Consider the following 16839-nt stretch of genomic DNA (forward strand, 5'->3'; position numbering starts at 1 on the left):
CCTCCTTATGTGAATTGTAGTTCTCTTATACTTCTTTTAGTAGCTTTAGCAATCTCATAAGGACTTGCTGTATCTGCATAAATATTTTGTGTTACATTTATATCCCCATTGCCTTTATTATAATTAGCATTTTCATCTGCTGTTAATACTCTTTCACCCTTGTGTAATCTTGCTAAATACCCATCAAAAGGAACGTTATCAAGTCCATTATAGTGAGATGATGCTGCACCATTATTTCTTGTTGCAAAATCTGCAAATGCTTTAATTGGATGGTTTAATACATATCCTATAGTATCATCCCAATTTCTTGTAACCCAATCGAATAAACCTGCTGTATGTTCACATGCTACCTTAATAGCATTATTCCAAATAGCATCTTTCTTTTCATCATAGCTATCTTTTATAGGTTTGAATTTAGTACCATCTTTTAATCCTTTATCTATAGCTTCTCTTGCTTTTACTGGATTACCATAAATACTATCTGTTGTTTTATCCCATACTCCATTTATTTGTCCTGTTGCTTCATCTACTGATACATAACAATCGTGCATACTTCCATCAGTAGTATCTTTTATTTGATAATAACCTGTTTTTGTAATACCATTTAATTTTTCCATCTTTTTGCTATAGTTTAATAAGCTTGTTTGTTTAGCTTGTTCTTCAGATGTAAGTATTTCTCCATTTTTAGCATTTATATATCTTGCTAATTCTGGATATTTCTTTAAAGCAGCTTCTAAATAACCATTGTATTGACTATTTTTGGTTTTAATAGACTTTTGTTTTAAGCCTTCAAGTTTTTTTATTTCTTCATCAGCTGCTTTTTGTTCTTCTTTAGACATTTTAGGTTTATACAACTTTAATAATTCAATTTTTTTATCATATTTTTCAGTATCAATTTTTATTTCTTTATCTCTTGCTTGTGCTTTTTCTTTTAATAAAGAAGATACACCTTTCATATCTAAAGAATTCATTTTAGCATTAAAAGTAGCTTGTGCTGCTAACATTTCGCTTTGACTTTTTGCTGTATTTTCTGCTGCAACATTTCCTATTTTCTTTGTTAATTCTTCTATTTCTTTTAATTCATCTTCACTTAAATCTCTTTTTTTCTTCCTAGCATTTTCTTGTATTTTTAAAATTTCTTTATGATATTTTTCTACTTCTTTTATTTGTTTATCTTGAGAATGTTTTAAGAAGTCATTTATCTTTTTCTCGTTTTCATCCAATTTTCCATCATCAGCTTTAAAACATTCTGCCATTTCCTTCTGTACTTCTGGACTTCTACTCTTTATTTTTTTAATGGCATCATTAACAATTTCATCTAATCTTTTATTAAGTTTTGCACCATCTTTTTTACTTATAAGTCCATCTAAACCATTACTATGTGCTAATTCAAAATTAAAATTAGCTATTCTATTAGCTACCTTATCTAATTCTTTAGCTGTGTCTGGAGCTACTTTACTATTCCAATCTTTATGTTTAATATTAAATTTATCCATTTCTGCTGCTGTTAAAGCATAACTACCATTTAAATTTAATAATGCATTATCTACTAATCCCAGATCTTCTTTACTTCTTAGACAACTACCATTCATAGTTTCACTATTCTTTGTAAATAGATAAATTCCACCTGCAACTGCTGCGATTATTCCAATCAAAGGTAATGCTACTGCACTTAAAGCCCCAACTCCTACAGCTGCTCCACCTGCTGCAACTCCTGCTCCTGCTGTTGCTGTTGCTGTTCCTGCTACCAATGGTGCTAAAGTTGTACATAATGTTATACCTTTTCCTGCAATACTTAATACTGGTCCTGCTGCTATTGCAATACCACCTAATGTAAGTATTATCTCTTGGGTGTGTGGATCTAATGCACTAAATTCATCAGCAAGATTTCCTACATCTTCTGCGACTTCTTTTATTGCAGGTGCTACTACTTTAAGCATTTTTATTGAAGCTGTTTCTAATGCTCCCCCAGCTTGTTCTATACTAGCTTTAGTGTTATCTTGCATTGTTTCAGCCATTTCTTTGGCTGCTCCATCACAATCCTTATAGCTATTAGTTAAATCATCTAATCCTGCCTTACCATTATCCATTAATACCATCATTCCACTTAAAGCTTCTGTACCAAAGATAGTAGCAATTTTATTTTGCTTTTGCTCTTGCGTTAATCCCTTAGTTTTAACACTTAACTCTTCTACAATGGTACTTAAATCTTTCATTTTTCCACTTGAATCAAAAGCAGTAAATCCTATTGATTTCATAGCACTTATGGCAGGATCGCTTGGTTTTGTTAGTCTAACTAATGCAGCTCTTAATGTTGTACCTGCTTGACTACCTTTTATACCTGCATTTGCCATTTCTCCAATAGCGGCAGTTACTTGTTCTAAAGATAATCCCATTGTATGTGCAACTGGTGCAATATACTTCATTGCATCACCTGTATCTTTAACCGCAGCATTTGTTGCACCCGCATTTTTAGCTAATACATCAGCTACATGCCCTGCTTGACTTGCTTCTAATCCAAAACCTCTAAGAGTACTTGCTGCTATATCAGAACTTGTCGCCAAATCTTCACCAGAACTTGCTGCTAAATCTAAAAGTCCTGGCATAGCTTCCATTATTTCTTTCGTATTGAATCCAGCAGATGCTAAATTTTCCATACCTTCTGCTACTTCTTTTGCACTAAATGCTGTACTCTGTCCTAAAGATAAAGCTTGATCTTCTAATTCCTTAAATTGATCTCCCGTAGCTCCACTTATAGCTTTAACTCTTGACATTTGAGATTCAAAATCCATTCCTACTTTTATACCTACTGCACCTACTGCTGCAAGTGGAACCGATACATGAGTAGTTAATTTATCTCCTATATTAGTTAGACTTTTACCTATATTCCCTAACTTATTAGATGCTTTACTAGCTGTTTGTTCTCCTCTTTCCTCTACTTTATCCATAGATTTATTAAAGTTATCTACATCCCCATTAACAGCCACAACTAAAGGTGCTAACTCTATACCACTAGCCATCTGTTTTACCTCCTTTCTTTTTTTACTTTATTAGTTAATTTACAATTACTTATCTTTTTGTTATCTGCCTTAGTAACTTGTATTTCTGCTAATGTTTGTAAGAATTCTCTTCCCTTTTCAGTTCCTTTTAATCCATATAGCCATGATTCTTTTCTATACAATAAATAAAGACTATAAGGCAGGTTATCAATCTCCATAAAATTCAAACCTGTATAATCACTTATAGTCTTTATTTCTGCTGTTTTAGATATATAGTCCTTCTCCCATTCCTCTATAGGAAAATACTTTTCAATTAAAGCTTCTCCTATTTTCCCATCTGGAATGGGGAGTTTTAGTTTGGGCTTTCTTCTATCCCTTTTATAGCATTTATTAATGTAGTATATAGTGCTTTAATAGCTGTAAAAGATAAATTATCAATATCCTTGTCATTAAATTTTTTATTACTAGAATTATTATTTAAAAAGCTTACTAATATATCAGATTGCTCTTTATATATTTCTTCCTCTGTTATTTCTCCTAAACTTTTTTCGTAAACTCTTACTTTTTTAGCTAAAGAAAAGGAAGGCTGATTGACCTTCACTAATCCTTTGTTTATCTTAATTTCTATTGGTTTGCTATTTATTAAATCTAAATCTAACATTTAAAATTTCTCCTATTTCTTATATTTCTTGTTCAAACGCTGCTAAAAAGCCTTTAATCTTTTCAATTGCTTGAATTTCTGCATTAATTGTTGTTTCTTTTTCTCCAAAATCTAATCCAAAGCCATTCCCGCCTTGACCAATCATAGTGAATCTTAAATGCTTTCCTTCTTCTTCATGTACAAACCTAATAAGTACATTTTTCAATGATCCACCACCACCGAATGTTAAAGTCCTGGTTTTCTTTGAACTATCTTCTGTCAATTTAGCTGTAGATAATAATGCTAATTTATCTAAATCCCATGATATAATTCCTGTCTTTGCTGTTATATCTTCTTTAGTTATAAAAGATTTAACTGTTTTACCATATTGATTATCAACATCATATTTTTTAGGTTTATAATCAATCTTAAAACCTCCACTACAATGTCCTACGTTATGTTCATCTGTTTCTATAGTTGCATGATCCGGTATTTCTGTACCTGTAAATTCGTACATAAAAACTTCTCCTGCTCCTAGCATAATTTCATCTTTATTTGCTTCTGCCATAATTATCTATCTCCTTTGTATTTAATAATAAAAATAACGCTATTCTCAAACATTTGTAAATCTTCTCTAAATAGCGTTCCTCCACCACTTCTAGTTGCTTTAAAGGTTATATATTTATATGTTTTAAACTTGCTATCACTGACATTACTATTAAAAATGTCTTCTAAACACTTTTCAATTACCTTAACTTCGTCATAATCATTCCATATTATATTAATCTGCAATTGAGTTTGACTCACATAATCTTTAAATATAGGTGCATATGAATATACTAAGGAAGGCTTAGAAATATCTGTAGTCATTAATGGAAAAAACCGATTCTCACCAACTAATTCTATTAACTCTTTATTAGTATTTAAATACTCAATAATTGTATTTTCTATCTCAATCCCTCCCTTAACATGAGCTCTATTCTAGCTATATTATCAGTCTTTGCTTTTTCTAAAAAAGGATTAGGCTTTTGCCCTTTGGTTGTATGCCAACCTTTATACTTACCTGCCTTAGCTTCATACCTCCATGGTGTTTTTCTTCCATCTCCGTTTACTGCATATATTCCAGTACCTTGATGCACATATGGAGCATATTCTAAGCTACTTGCTATATAACCATTTACTGAATTCATATTATGAACTGTTCTAAAAAATATACTAGCTCTTAATATCCCCATATCTACTGGGCAGTTTTTAACAGCTTCTCTTTTAATAAGTAAGCAACATTTATTAATGTTTTTTCTTAGTTGCATATTCATTTTAGCTTTTGCTTCTTTACAACTATTTTTAAACTCTTCGTTATTAGACATTTTCTATCACCTTCAAAAAGACCTGATTTAATCTTCCTTGTGGATTTGTTCCAGTTATGTTGTAAATCTTATCTCCATCTTTTAACCTATTTTTAGAAGTAACACTCTTATCAAAAGTTAATCCTATATGAGTACTAGAATTATATATGGCATTACTTGTATTAACTCTATTATCAGTTTCATAGATTGCTATTAAAATAGGCTCTTTTAAATCTATCCAATCCTTTTTTCTAGCTCCAGAAGGTTTTATAATTTCTTTATTTTCCTGTAATATAAGTTTTCTCATTTCTGAATTTATACTCATATCATCACCTCTTAAGGAAGCTTTCTATAACGATTTAACTTTCTTTTAATATCCTTTGGAATATCATCTAAATAACTTGTAGATACACCACTAAAGCCTTCTGAACTTATTCCTTCTGTACCAAGTCTATTACATTTAATAATTACTAACTCTATCAAAGATCCTTCAAGTCCTGCTGGTAATTCATTTAAGTTTGTATATCCTAATAAATCATTCTCTGTTTCTTCTATAAGATCATTGATTAATTCATTAGATTGATTAGTTGCTGAATTGCTTCTTCTCTTTATTTTTTCTAATATCTTTTTATTATCCATAATATCACCTATAAAAATAAGAGTAGACTAAATATCTACTCTATTTCTTGAATTTAGCTAAAACAACTTTGCTAGGATTTGAAACTACTGCTGTATAAAATTCATCAACTGAAAGGATAGTTTTTCTTCCTAATGTGTTTCTTTCTTTTTCTAAGTTTACATTTCTTTTTAAATAAATAGTTAAAGCTGGTACTTCTTGATTTTGTATATTTGCTTCTGAATTTTCTTCTAAAACTACAATAGGGCAAGAATAAAAAGCACTTGTTGAATCTAAAACTACTTTTTTACTAGGTACTACACTTGCACCAGCTATAGAACCAATTTCACCTGTCATCATTACTTTGTTGCCATATTTATTAACATCTATAAAATCAGGATCTTTTCTTAAAGTTGTAATTTGTTTTGGATTTACAAACATAACCTTTTTACTTGAAACTTCTTCATCAAATAAATCTATTGCATCTACAATTCCATTATATGAAATCTTAGAAGCTGAACCATCATATACTAATGTCTTAACACCTAGTAAAGCACTCATACAATCATTATCAACTTTAGAAGCTAATGACTTAGATAATTGTCCTGTTGCTTGTCCAAGTGGATCACCATATCCACTTAATAAAGCTTCATCTGTTATTTCTACTGCTTTCATTGCTTTTTTTACCTTTGCTTTTGTAGTTGATGCAGTTAATACTGTTGTTCCTGCTTCTACACCTTCTGCAACATCTTCTGCATCTCCAATGTATGCATAAGCTGGTACTGTTATAGTATCTCCTGGTTTTCCTTGTAAAGTAGTATCAATCTTAGCAAATGGTGTTACTACTATCTTTTTACCTATTTGACCATCAATCATGTCTGCCATTACTTGTGGGTCAATTAAATTTTCTAATTTTGTTGTTCCTGTTGCCATAGTTTACATCTCTCCTTTTAATGAATTATATAATTCTGGATTATCTTGATTTAATTTAACTCTTTCAAGGTAACCCATTTTATTAAATTGTTCTTTTGTAATTGTTGTTGGTTTACCATCTGGATTAGGTGGAGTCTTACCTCCTAAAGAAACTTCAAACATATCTTTGTAAGTATCTTTAAAGCCTTTAAGCTGTTCATCTAATCCTGTTACTGTTCCATCTTCATTTATTACTAACTTATCTCTATTAATTTTAGATGCTAGCAAATCAGAATGTTTTGCTTTAGCTTTAGTTAATGCACTATTTATAGCACTATCTAAAGTTAAATTTCTTACCTTAGTTTCATATTCTGTCTTTTGTGTCTTAATAGTATTTTCATACTCTTTTACTTTTGTTTGAAGTTCTTCATTATTAGAATTATTTTTCTTTAAATTAGTGATAGTATTATTAGCTTCTTTTAGTTGACTATTAGCACTTTCTAGCTTAGTAGTAGCTTCTACTGTCTTAGCTTTCTCTGCTTCAATGTCTGAACCATTTTCAGCCATAATCTTATCAATAACTTCTTTTTCTAAGCCTAAATCTTCTAAAAACTTTCTTTTCATATTTAATCACTCCTAATCTACGCCTTTTACGTGAGTTGCTCCACTGATTAATATCTTCTTTTACGCCTGGATATTTAAAGGCAAAATTAAAAAGCCTTATTTCTAAGACTTTTAATTACTTATTATTACTTCCTTCTTTTCCTTTTTGTCTTTAAAAGTTTTGTTTATATCTTCTTTAGCTTTATCATGGTCTTTCTTAGCATCTTCTTCATCTATAATTGGTAAATAGGTACATCTACAATTAGCATGAAGTGGTAACACTGGTCTATCTTTAAGACTATATATATTACCATGTTTTATTCCACATCTAGGACAAGTCCTTTCATCTTCTGCCGCCCAATATTGAACCTTATCACATCCACTATCTGTATAAGCTTGTATACTGCTCTCATTTAAATAGTGCATTGTTTCAGTTCTTACTAGCCTATGTGCTACATTAAAACCCTCATTCATTCTATTATTAAGCTGTATAGCCATTTCTGTAACTGTTTTTCCTTGTGTAAGTCCAGTAGTTAGAATATCGTTTAGATTTATAGCTAATGTCTTAGTATTCTTCCAAAGTCTTTCAGAGAAATTACTACCTAACCATGGTTTGTTAAGCATTTCTTCCATTAACTTTTTATTAGGCATAGCAAAATCTATCTGTCCTAGTTCTTCCATAGTAGCTTTATAATTAAGATTAAAACCTTCATACATATTTTTCTTGCCAAAGTTCTCTGTATCTGTGCCAAGTTGCTTTATTATAAGATTAATATTATCTTGTAGCTTACTAAGTCTATTATATCTATGTGCATCAGATAAACTTATACTTGATGTTTCCATCTTTTCACCTAATCTGTATAATTCATCACTGATATTTGTACTTGCTTCTTGATACATTTCTAATAATGCTCTATTCTTTTCCTCTAAACTGTTATATATATTCCAAGTCTTTTTAGCAACTCTATTCTCCCAGTATTCAGAGTTCTTATTCATTTGCCCCACCTTCTTTTGGTAAAGGTATTTTATCAAAGGTTTCTCCAAACTCTTCTTTTTCTTTATCAAGTTGCTCCTGTTCTTCTACTGGATCCTTAACCCAAGGATGATTAGCCATTATAGTTTTATTACTAATTATTCCTTTACTATTAACACAATTAGTAATAGTTTCACTCTCATTAATCTTAATATTCTTATTGAATATAATTTCTACTGGTACATCTTTGTATGTTCCTTGGTTAGATTCAGATAAATATATATTTATAAAATATAATAACTCTTTAAAAGCTTTCTTAAATAAAACTTCTAAAGAGTTACATTTTAAATCTATTCCACTATATAAGAATTTAAGGGCTATACCACTTGGAGAACTGCCAAACTTATCTAGGTCTTTATTTACTCCTTGGCCACACTCATTAATATCACGTTTTAATTGTTCATAATGAACTTTAACAGCTTCTACGTCAATAGTGGGGTTTAATGTATCAACTCCGCCTTGCTCTACATCATCAATAATAATTGCTCTATAATAATTTAGGTTATCCATAAACTCGCCTAAATCTTCTCCACCATATCCTTTTAATACATAGATTAGATTTTTAACTTCTTCAATAAAGTTTGCTACATCACTTCTACTTAAATCATAATTATCTATAAGAGATTTAATAAACTTTATATCCGGCATTTCTATTCTATTATTTTTAAAAGGTATAAATGGTATCTTGCCCCATACAGCCCATGCACCATCTTTTAAATAATGTCCTATATTGCCATCTACATTAAGATATTTCTCACTGTCTAAGATTATATTATCTCCATCTTTAACATAGTATTCAACTTTATCTTTATACCAAAGTTCAACTTTAGTTACTGTTTTCTTATTAGTTCCTTCATAAACTATAACATCATAAAGTCTTATTAATCTATCTAAAGCCTTATGCCTTCTATCTACCCATATAGGTATTATCTGTTCACTAGGAATAACCATGGTATCGAACTTACCTTCTTCATCTAAGAATATATGTAACCAACCTATTCCTTTGTTACTAGATTCATATCCTAACTCATTAAATATATCTAAGAAGTCATCTCCTAAAGTCCAATTTATCTTGTTAAGGTATTCCTCATTATCAGATTTTAAAGTATAGTCTTTTCCTAATAAGTAATTTACTTTTTCATCAACTAGATTCTTATAAAAAGCGTGCGCTAGTTTATTATTAGCTTTATACTTTAGTTCTTCTGTTCCACCATTTGATGTAGGTCTAGTAATCTTCCTTTGAAATATATCATTGTTAACTTGATAATACTGTTCTCCTGTAAGCATTAGTTGTCTTGAAGGTGAACTTAAGAACTCTTGTATTTCTTCATTTAACCATTGTGTTGTACTCATAATCCCACCCGCTGGTGCAGGTTGTCCTAATCCAAACATATTATTCCTCCTTTCTATTTAAGTACTCTTATTCCGCCTTTTTTCTTTGTTTGTTCCATAGCATATCTTAATGCATCCATAAGATGATTATAATCATCTATAGGTTTATTTATAACTTGTCCTTCCTTTGTATCCCATACATAGTTATTTAATTCTACTAATGTATTTTCACATTTAGGATGAACATATATTTTATAATCTTGTATATTTTGTATTCCATTTAATATACTATCTTTACCTTTTTGTGCTGCTTTAATTCTTCTTATTCCTTGCTTTCTAATATCATCAATACTCTTAGGCTCTGCACTATCTGCTATAATTCTTTCTTTCGAATATCCTTTATATTTAATCATATTAACTATATCAGTATTACTCATAGCTTTTTGATAATGTTCATCAAAAATAAAAAGCTCCTTAGTCTTTTCATCAACTAAGCAGCATATAAAAGCTGTAGGATCATTAGTGTATCCAAAGTCTAAACCAAAGACACTAATAATACCTTTTCTCTTATTTATTTCTTTTAAATCAAATTCAAGTTCAGTAAAGTTTTCATATACTAAGCCTTCTGCTATTCCCCATTCTCCAAGACCTTCTATTTTATATCTTCTTGGATTATTCTTTTCCATACTTTCAAATATGTTTCTATCATCTTCACCTAAGAACTCATTACATTTATAATTTGTGGTTATTGCTAAAACATTATCATCCTTTTTATCAAAGAACCTTTTCTTTAACCAGTGCTTTTCACTCCAAGGATTGAAGCTTAAAGTTATTTGTTTAAAATATCCCATTGGTAACTCACCCCTTATTGACATATCTACTTTGTTAAAATCATCTTCATTCATTACTTGGAATGCTTCTTCAAACCAACACCAACATAAAAAACCATGTTCTACAGTAATAGAAGTTATACTCATAGGATCATCTAATCCTCTAAATAATATTTTCTGTCCTGTTGAAATGTATGTAGCTTCCAAAGGTGATTTACTAAAATGCCATAAATGAGATACTCCTAGGTTATTAGCCGCCCATTTAAGTTGAGTATAAGTTGAATCTTTATGAGTATTAAACACTCTTCTTATAACTAATGTATTAGCCTTTGAATACTTCATCATATTATAGATTATCCATTGTGCAGTAGTAGTTGACTTCTTACTCCCCCTACCACCTTTAACAACTCTATATCTTCCTTTGAAATTCCAAAATGTTTTATATCCTTTTCCAATCTTCTTAGCAATATTAATCTTCAAGTTCATTTTCTCCCTCGAATATAATATTTGCATCTACATTAGCTTCTATCTTGTCAACAAATAACCTATATCTTTTACCTAATAGCTCTGCTGCTTTAGTTCTATCTTGAAGTGATGCATCTAATCCGAATTGGTCCTTTTCTTCTCCCCTCATAACCTTTGTGAGATATTGAAGAACTTCTTCACCTTTTGCTATTCTTTCATCTTCTATCTTTTTTAAGCGTTTATCTATATATTGTTTTATATTAGGTTTTATTAGGTTTTCTGTTCCTATTACTGCTGCCGTCTTATTACTATATCCTGCTCTTCTTGCTGCTTCTGTAGCATTGCCTAGCTCAATATAATAATCTGCAAATGCCTTCTGTTTTGGTGTAAGCTTTCTATCCATCTGCTCCACCTACTTCTTTATATATCTCAACTAATTTTAAAAGTATTTCTTGTTGTTTAAATGTACTTAATATTTCTACTTTAACTTTAGAATACTTATTAGGATCTTTCTTATCATCTGGATACATATTGTTATAATCTTCAACATCCATTAAGTGAAATAACTTATATACAGTACATACATTTCCTGTATTTTTACTTACAAATTGTTCTCTATTCACTAAGTATATATATCCATAAATATTTAATCCTTTTATTAACTTATTTATTTTACCTTGTATATTCATTATTTCACCTTGTTTCTATGAAAAAATAAAAGAACCCTCATATGAGAGTTCTAATTGTATTAGTTTGTAATATTGTTTTCGTATTTTCTAAATTTTTCTTTACACATTTCCACTAGGATAAGTTTATTATCTTGAGATAATTCATACCCTTCAATATTCACATCATTATTTAATATTTTGTAAATTCCAATAAACTCTTTGCTATTAATATTTACAACTATTTCAGCCATATCTTTAGATATAACATCAAATTTAATTATATCCATACCTCTCACCCCCTTTATAATATTATTCTACAAAGAAGCTTTATTTCCTTTTTATTCCATATAAATATTTTTAAATAAAAAGAACCTAGCCTAAACTAGATTCTTTAGTAAACTTACTAATAGCACTTGTAATCCCTATCAGTAGTCTTTATTTAATGGTGGAAAGTAAGAGATTTGAACTCTTGTTAAATGCTATCTATTAACACTACTGGATAATAAATAAACAGTTCTCTTAACCGCTTGAGTAACTTTCCTTAATGGTAGGAACTTAATCCTACCTATGGTATAAAAGGGTATTGAGAATTTATGAGAGGAAGGTAAAGGAATTGCACCTTTATAATACTATTCCTTCCATATTGCAGGGAAATTAATCCCTGCTAAATCTAAAACATAAGGAGGCTTCACGCAATGAACATCTTCACCCTGTCCACATATATATTATCTCATATAAACTCACATATTTTTTATCATATGTTTATCAAATGTTTATCATTTTTCTTGTTTTTAAACATTAAAGTATTTTTAAAATCTGCAACTATTCTTACTACATCTTCTCTTTTTCTATAAGCTGTTGCTTGTGCTATATTTAAACTCTGTGATATTTGTAATATGCTTTTATTATCTCCATACTTTAGTTCTATAAATCTTCTATCTTCTTCACATAGAGTGTTTAAATTAGTTTCCATATTATCTACATATTCTTCTAGTTCTCTTATCTTATGGTTATTTCTTAGTATCTTCTTACTAATTATTAAATGTTCTTTTTCTAGTTTGGTTATTTCTTTGCACATTTGTTCTTCTGCAAAACTGCTACCAATAGGTGATGTTTGAACTCTTTCAGATATTCCTGCTCCATTTTGATAATAGTCTATTGTTACGTTAGCATTTCTAATATCATTTTCTATTTTTTCTAATCTATTTCTTAACTTGTCTACCCATTGCTTTAAATAGTATATCTTCTTTTTATATTGAAAATATCTATATAACTTTCCTTCTGTTTTCTTAAATGTTTCTTTATCCATTAAATACCTCCTACCATTTTGCCGACATCAGCAATATGCTATATCTCCTTTAAATTAATACTTGTTTGACATATAACTTCTTCAACATCTATCCCGAATTTTGTCATATCTGCATAAGCTATAAATTTTAAAAATCCTTTTTCAAATACAACATCAACATTATTTTCTTTTGCTTGTTTTATTAATTCATTCATTTTCTTTTTATAATAAATAGGATCATCTTTTCTTAATTTCATTTTTAACACCCTCTATTTTATTATTTTTAATATTGGCTTTTTATTATCTTTATGTGTATTACTAAATTCATTTATATAGTAATCACAGTTGCAATGGAGCTTTATATATCCTTTTTCTTTATCCCAGGTTAAACCATATATTTTTGTTATTCTTATTTCTGTATCTTCTCCATTTACTTTCCAATCATTGTTCCAGGTATTTAATAAAGGTACTTCATAAAATAATGGAATTTTTAATACAAAGTCTTTATTTCTTATGCAGCCTTTTTTATCAAGTTTAAATACTAAGCAGCCTTTTTCATCTAAGTTATTAGTTTTACCATTACATTCTCCACCATGTCTATAATGTCTTATGCAATATGCACATTCTAGCCTATTAGGAACATTATCCATTGTTATCACCACCATTTTTATAAAGCTATACTTTTTATATTTCTATAATCAATTTGAATTAATAATCCTGGTGTTGATATTTGAAGTTCGCCATTTAAAAATTTACAAAGCATATTGTTATAATTAAATCCTATAATTGGACCATTATATAGTTCTATATCAAATATTTTAAAATCATCTTCTATATATCTATTAATTAACTTTTTAACTTTTTCTTTATTCATTTACTCACACCATTCTTTCTTTATTGGATATAAATTATAAGATTCTCCATTATAAAAATATTCTTTTATTTCAAAATATCTTTTATCAAAATTGCTTATTTCTACTTCCATTCCATCTAGAATATCTAAATGCTCCTTAAGTAATCTTTGTACATTTCTTGGAGCATTTTCTTTAAATCTCTTTTTACTAAATTTCATTTTTATTCATTCCTTCTTTTTTTAAAAGCAAATGTATTACCCATGAACCAATATCTATATATAGGTTCTTCTGATACAAGTAATTCATAATCTTTATATACTTCTTGCCAACATAGTTTCATTTGTTTAAAAGTACACTTACCTTTACATTTAACATCAATATTATATTCATGCGGACAATTCATTCTCTCTAATTTATTTTTAACTTTCTTTGTTAAATCTGTAATCCCTAACATTCTTAGAGTTTTTCTTATATCTCCATTAAACTCGAAATAAGCATATTCACTGCTCTCTTCAACTGATAAATCTCCAATAAATTTTAATTGATTTATAATATTCTGATTTCTTTTTATTTCTAGTTTTAACTGTGTCTTATTTTCTTTAATAAGCCTAATTTCCATATAATCACTCTTTTCTCACATAGATTTTTACTTTCTTATTAAACTGGCTAAACTATATATTGTGTGTGATGGGGGTACATCACATCCTTTCAAAATTAATTCGTATCATAGTTTAGCCAGTAGTTTTTTATATTTCCTCATTAATAGAAATTCTTAATACATCCTCATCAGCTTGTACATCTCTAATATAGTATTCTCCATAATTTTGTATATCTATATAAGTTGGATAAAACTCTTCTTCTCTGTTTTTAATTAAAATAGTTTGAAATGTACTAACACAACTTAATAAATCTTTTAATTTTATATCCATTCTTCTATTCCTCCACTTCTAACAACTCTGGATTTTCGTATATATTCCCTATTACTTCTACTTCCATAACCTTTAAGCAACTAGGCTTTATCATCATTGTGTAACCTTTAGCATTTCGAAGTCTATAACCCAAATTACAGCTTGATTGCCACCATTCTATAACGTTATTTTTATATTCAAATATTTTCTCGTCCTTTTTGAAATACTCATATCCCCTTATCTTACATTTGCAACGCAATATATCTCCTTCATATATTCCCTTGTTATTCTTATCTTTTAATCCTGTGTATTGCATCCAAATATAATCTTCATTCATAAGTCTGCAATTAACCATTTCTATGTCACTGCAATCTACTCCGTCCCAGTAACAACTTGACATATCCTCATCTTTATAAACCATTATATTTTTTTCTTTATTCCAAGCTCTAAACTTAATTTCTCTCATTTTTAACACCTTCTTGTATCTCTCTTATAAACTCCATAGAATGTTTTATCTATTAACACAATATAACTATCCTCTTTCTCTAAGAAAACCTCATGTACACTATTTTTAGTTAATAGAGGATGGAGCCTTGTCCAATCCTCCAGTAACTTTATTTTGGGTTTATCAAATATACTTATTTGTCCTTGTATCATTTTTATCTTTCCTTTAAAATAATCTTAGTGAATGTGTAGACTATTACTAGTCCACACACCATTATTAATAACTTCATAATGCTTAACCTACTGCATTAATCCTTTTTAGCTCTCTATTTATCTTGTACTCCATACTTTCTTTAATATTGCCAATGTTAATATCTTTTCTTAACATTAACTGTGTTATCATAATTAATACATCTGCTATTTCTTCTTCTATGTTTTTTAAGTCTTTTCTTGCTATTGCTCTTTGCAATTCTGCTAATTCCTCAATTGTTTTAAGTTCCTGTGCTTCTACTCCATGGTAATTTAATATTTCTTGTACGCCTTCACTATGTTCTATTGTTATATTCATTTATATTTCCTCCAATTCCAGCATTACTCTTTCAATATCATCTGTATATTTCTTAATTACTGTTAAATTAACTATTTGGCTATCGTCCTTATACGCTATTCCATTTAGACTATCTAAAATAATCTTTGCTATATTATCTACATCTGGCTTCTTACAAGGATACTCTATACCTTCTCTTATCCTCTGTATTCGCTTTTTAGTATAAGACTTAGGTATTTTATAGTAGGCTGTTATAGTAGCCTTTACAGAGCCTTCTAGGTATCTTCCATCCTGTTCCTTGTAGCATATCTTTACCCAGTTTTCGTATTGAACCGTATCTGCTGGTGTAATAGCATGTCCATTAAATACTCTAGGTCTTGCTTTACCTTTTATCTTCCCTTCTATGATTACCATGTACCCCACATCCTTTTAGGGTCATTAATTCTTTTAAAATTTGTTCTCATGCCGTCCGCAAGCACACAATTTGCATCCCTTTCAGCTTTCTTTACTTTTATATATTTTCTGTAATTAAGCATATCTACTGTATATTTTGCTCTGCCCTTTGGTGTACTTAAATCGTAATTCTTTTGCATAGGCTTATTCATAGTGCTTCTTCTCCTTTCTAAATGCAGTACTAGATTCTAAGTGCTCTATTTTAACCATATTGTTTGGTAACATCTCTTTAGTTACTTTAGTAAACTCTTTGTTCTCTCTTATTTGCAATAAGTTTTGTTCTGGTTTTATTATGTCTGCTACATTAACACATACTTTATAATTTTCTAAATCCAATAAGATGTAGTTCTTGTATATCTTATTAACTATTCCATCATAATTTTTAGCTCTATGGTGGTAATCTCTATGGATTAGCCTTACTCTATCTCCTATCTTTAATTTCATATCCTCACTTCCTTATTTTTAAGTAGCTTTTCTATTTCTCTATATTGTCCTGTGCAAGCTCCATAGCATTTTATTTTCTTATTAAATAATTCACAGAACTCACATTCACACATAAACAAATCTGATTTACCTATTAATCTTTTAGCTTTTCTTTTCCACCTTTTATTCTTCACATTTTCACCTCGCAATTGATTTTCATATGAGAATGATTAGATATAACAATACCTGAAATCACTCTCATATTTAATTAATTAAATTTATTCATTTATCATTAATTTAAATCCTTGTTTTTGTTCAACTGAAAGATATTTCTTATTTCTCTCAAACCATTTAATTTGTTGCTTAGTTAGTTTATATTCATAATCTATAAATGCATAATTATATACATCTGTATTTTGAAATACTACAGCTCCTTTTATGTTTCCATGGCAGTTATCAATAAAATTTAACATATTTG

31 protein-coding genes and 1 tRNA gene are annotated in these 16839 nt (G+C 29.2%); all 32 read right to left on the reverse strand.

Annotated elements, in window-relative coordinates:
- Positions 1-5: 5 nt before the first annotated feature.
- On the reverse strand, positions 6-3020 hold the full coding sequence (locus J2S18_RS12365) for a phage tail tape measure protein (RefSeq protein ID WP_307487292.1): 3015 nt from the start codon (positions 3018-3020) through the stop codon (positions 6-8).
- Positions 3021-3025: 5 nt separating this feature from the next.
- A complete protein-coding gene (locus tag J2S18_RS12370; RefSeq protein ID WP_307487294.1) occupies positions 3026-3217 on the reverse strand; it encodes a hypothetical protein in 192 nt (63 codons plus the stop codon).
- Between the two features lie 134 nt (positions 3218-3351).
- On the reverse strand, positions 3352-3660 hold the full coding sequence (locus J2S18_RS12375; RefSeq protein WP_307487295.1) for a hypothetical protein: 309 nt from the start codon (positions 3658-3660) through the stop codon (positions 3352-3354).
- Positions 3661-3679: 19 nt separating this feature from the next.
- A complete protein-coding gene (locus J2S18_RS12380; protein WP_307487296.1) occupies positions 3680-4207 on the reverse strand; it encodes a hypothetical protein in 528 nt (175 codons plus the stop codon).
- A 2-nt stretch (positions 4208-4209) separates the two neighbouring features.
- The gene (locus J2S18_RS12385; RefSeq protein ID WP_307487297.1) at positions 4210-4509 is read right to left on the reverse strand and encodes a hypothetical protein; all 300 of its coding nucleotides are present in this window, start codon (positions 4507-4509) and stop codon (positions 4210-4212) included.
- 77 nt (positions 4510-4586) lie between these two features.
- Positions 4587-5006: an HK97 gp10 family phage protein gene (locus tag J2S18_RS12390; protein ID WP_307487298.1), complete on the reverse strand. Its 420-nt coding sequence runs from the start codon at positions 5004-5006 to the stop codon at positions 4587-4589.
- Positions 4999-5310: a head-tail adaptor protein gene (locus tag J2S18_RS12395; protein ID WP_307487299.1), complete on the reverse strand. Its 312-nt coding sequence runs from the start codon at positions 5308-5310 to the stop codon at positions 4999-5001. The genes J2S18_RS12390 and J2S18_RS12395 overlap by 8 nt, the downstream gene beginning before the upstream one ends.
- 11 nt (positions 5311-5321) lie before the next feature.
- Positions 5322-5624, reverse strand: a complete 303-nt coding sequence (locus J2S18_RS12400) for a phage head-tail connector protein (protein WP_307487300.1) — start codon at positions 5622-5624, stop codon at positions 5322-5324.
- Positions 5625-5664: 40 nt separating this feature from the next.
- Positions 5665-6534 carry a N4-gp56 family major capsid protein gene (locus J2S18_RS12405; RefSeq protein ID WP_307487301.1) on the reverse strand — a complete coding sequence of 290 codons (870 nt, stop codon included), beginning with the start codon at positions 6532-6534 and terminating at the stop codon, positions 5665-5667.
- A gap of 3 nt (positions 6535-6537) precedes the next feature.
- Positions 6538-7137, reverse strand: a complete 600-nt coding sequence (locus J2S18_RS12410; RefSeq protein WP_307487302.1) for a phage scaffolding protein — start codon at positions 7135-7137, stop codon at positions 6538-6540.
- Positions 7138-7248: 111 nt separating this feature from the next.
- Complete coding sequence (locus J2S18_RS12415; RefSeq protein ID WP_307487303.1) at positions 7249-8112, reverse strand: minor capsid protein; 864 nt, start codon at positions 8110-8112, stop codon at positions 7249-7251.
- Positions 8105-9541: a phage portal protein gene (locus tag J2S18_RS12420; RefSeq protein WP_307487304.1), complete on the reverse strand. Its 1437-nt coding sequence runs from the start codon at positions 9539-9541 to the stop codon at positions 8105-8107. The genes J2S18_RS12415 and J2S18_RS12420 overlap by 8 nt, the downstream gene beginning before the upstream one ends.
- A gap of 14 nt (positions 9542-9555) precedes the next feature.
- Positions 9556-10791, reverse strand: coding sequence for a PBSX family phage terminase large subunit (locus tag J2S18_RS12425; RefSeq protein WP_370873849.1), 1236 nt, complete (start codon positions 10789-10791; stop codon positions 9556-9558).
- Positions 10781-11179 carry a terminase small subunit gene (locus J2S18_RS12430; RefSeq protein ID WP_307487306.1) on the reverse strand — a complete coding sequence of 133 codons (399 nt, stop codon included), beginning with the start codon at positions 11177-11179 and terminating at the stop codon, positions 10781-10783. Before J2S18_RS12430 ends, J2S18_RS12425 begins: the two co-directional genes overlap by 11 nt.
- Entirely contained in the window at positions 11172-11465 is a 294-nt protein-coding gene (locus tag J2S18_RS12435) for a hypothetical protein (protein ID WP_307487307.1), read from the reverse strand. Before J2S18_RS12435 ends, J2S18_RS12430 begins: the two co-directional genes overlap by 8 nt.
- A 59-nt stretch (positions 11466-11524) precedes the next feature.
- On the reverse strand, positions 11525-11731 hold the full coding sequence (locus J2S18_RS12440; protein ID WP_307487308.1) for a hypothetical protein: 207 nt from the start codon (positions 11729-11731) through the stop codon (positions 11525-11527).
- Positions 11732-11887: 156 nt separating this feature from the next.
- Positions 11888-11985: transfer RNA gene (locus J2S18_RS12445), tRNA-OTHER, on the reverse strand.
- A 213-nt stretch (positions 11986-12198) separates the two neighbouring features.
- Complete coding sequence (locus J2S18_RS12450) at positions 12199-12753, reverse strand: DUF722 domain-containing protein (protein WP_307487309.1); 555 nt, start codon at positions 12751-12753, stop codon at positions 12199-12201.
- A gap of 38 nt (positions 12754-12791) precedes the next feature.
- Complete coding sequence (locus J2S18_RS12455; protein ID WP_307487310.1) at positions 12792-12989, reverse strand: hypothetical protein; 198 nt, start codon at positions 12987-12989, stop codon at positions 12792-12794.
- A gap of 12 nt (positions 12990-13001) precedes the next feature.
- On the reverse strand, positions 13002-13382 hold the full coding sequence (locus tag J2S18_RS12460) for a hypothetical protein (RefSeq protein ID WP_307487311.1): 381 nt from the start codon (positions 13380-13382) through the stop codon (positions 13002-13004).
- A 17-nt stretch (positions 13383-13399) separates the two neighbouring features.
- Positions 13400-13606, reverse strand: coding sequence for a hypothetical protein (locus J2S18_RS12465; protein ID WP_307487312.1), 207 nt, complete (start codon positions 13604-13606; stop codon positions 13400-13402).
- Positions 13607-13804, reverse strand: a complete 198-nt coding sequence (locus tag J2S18_RS12470) for a hypothetical protein (RefSeq protein ID WP_307487313.1) — start codon at positions 13802-13804, stop codon at positions 13607-13609.
- Positions 13805-13806: 2 nt separating this feature from the next.
- Positions 13807-14205 carry a hypothetical protein gene (locus J2S18_RS12475; protein WP_307487314.1) on the reverse strand — a complete coding sequence of 133 codons (399 nt, stop codon included), beginning with the start codon at positions 14203-14205 and terminating at the stop codon, positions 13807-13809.
- A 127-nt stretch (positions 14206-14332) separates the two neighbouring features.
- Positions 14333-14515 carry a hypothetical protein gene (locus J2S18_RS12480; protein WP_307487315.1) on the reverse strand — a complete coding sequence of 61 codons (183 nt, stop codon included), beginning with the start codon at positions 14513-14515 and terminating at the stop codon, positions 14333-14335.
- Positions 14516-14519: 4 nt separating this feature from the next.
- Complete coding sequence (locus J2S18_RS12485) at positions 14520-14960, reverse strand: YopX family phage-derived protein (RefSeq protein WP_307487316.1); 441 nt, start codon at positions 14958-14960, stop codon at positions 14520-14522.
- Between the two features lie 2 nt (positions 14961-14962).
- On the reverse strand, positions 14963-15151 hold the full coding sequence (locus J2S18_RS12490) for a hypothetical protein (protein WP_307487317.1): 189 nt from the start codon (positions 15149-15151) through the stop codon (positions 14963-14965).
- An 82-nt stretch (positions 15152-15233) separates the two neighbouring features.
- Positions 15234-15506, reverse strand: coding sequence for a MazG nucleotide pyrophosphohydrolase domain-containing protein (locus J2S18_RS12495; protein ID WP_307487318.1), 273 nt, complete (start codon positions 15504-15506; stop codon positions 15234-15236).
- Positions 15507-15899, reverse strand: a complete 393-nt coding sequence (locus tag J2S18_RS12500; protein ID WP_307487319.1) for a RusA family crossover junction endodeoxyribonuclease — start codon at positions 15897-15899, stop codon at positions 15507-15509.
- Positions 15893-16090, reverse strand: a complete 198-nt coding sequence (locus J2S18_RS12505; RefSeq protein ID WP_307487320.1) for a hypothetical protein — start codon at positions 16088-16090, stop codon at positions 15893-15895. The genes J2S18_RS12500 and J2S18_RS12505 overlap by 7 nt, the downstream gene beginning before the upstream one ends.
- On the reverse strand, positions 16083-16382 hold the full coding sequence (locus J2S18_RS12510) for a hypothetical protein (RefSeq protein WP_307487321.1): 300 nt from the start codon (positions 16380-16382) through the stop codon (positions 16083-16085). Before J2S18_RS12510 ends, J2S18_RS12505 begins: the two co-directional genes overlap by 8 nt.
- A complete protein-coding gene (locus tag J2S18_RS12515) occupies positions 16379-16555 on the reverse strand; it encodes a hypothetical protein (protein ID WP_307487322.1) in 177 nt (58 codons plus the stop codon). The genes J2S18_RS12510 and J2S18_RS12515 overlap by 4 nt, the downstream gene beginning before the upstream one ends.
- Positions 16556-16639: 84 nt before the next feature.
- Positions 16640-16839, reverse strand: a 200-nt coding sequence (locus tag J2S18_RS12520) for a hypothetical protein (protein WP_307487323.1), incomplete at its 5' end; no start/stop codon positions are given.

The organism is Eubacterium multiforme (assembly GCF_030813415.1).
GTDB lineage: Bacteria > Bacillota > Clostridia > Clostridiales > Clostridiaceae > Clostridium > Clostridium multiforme.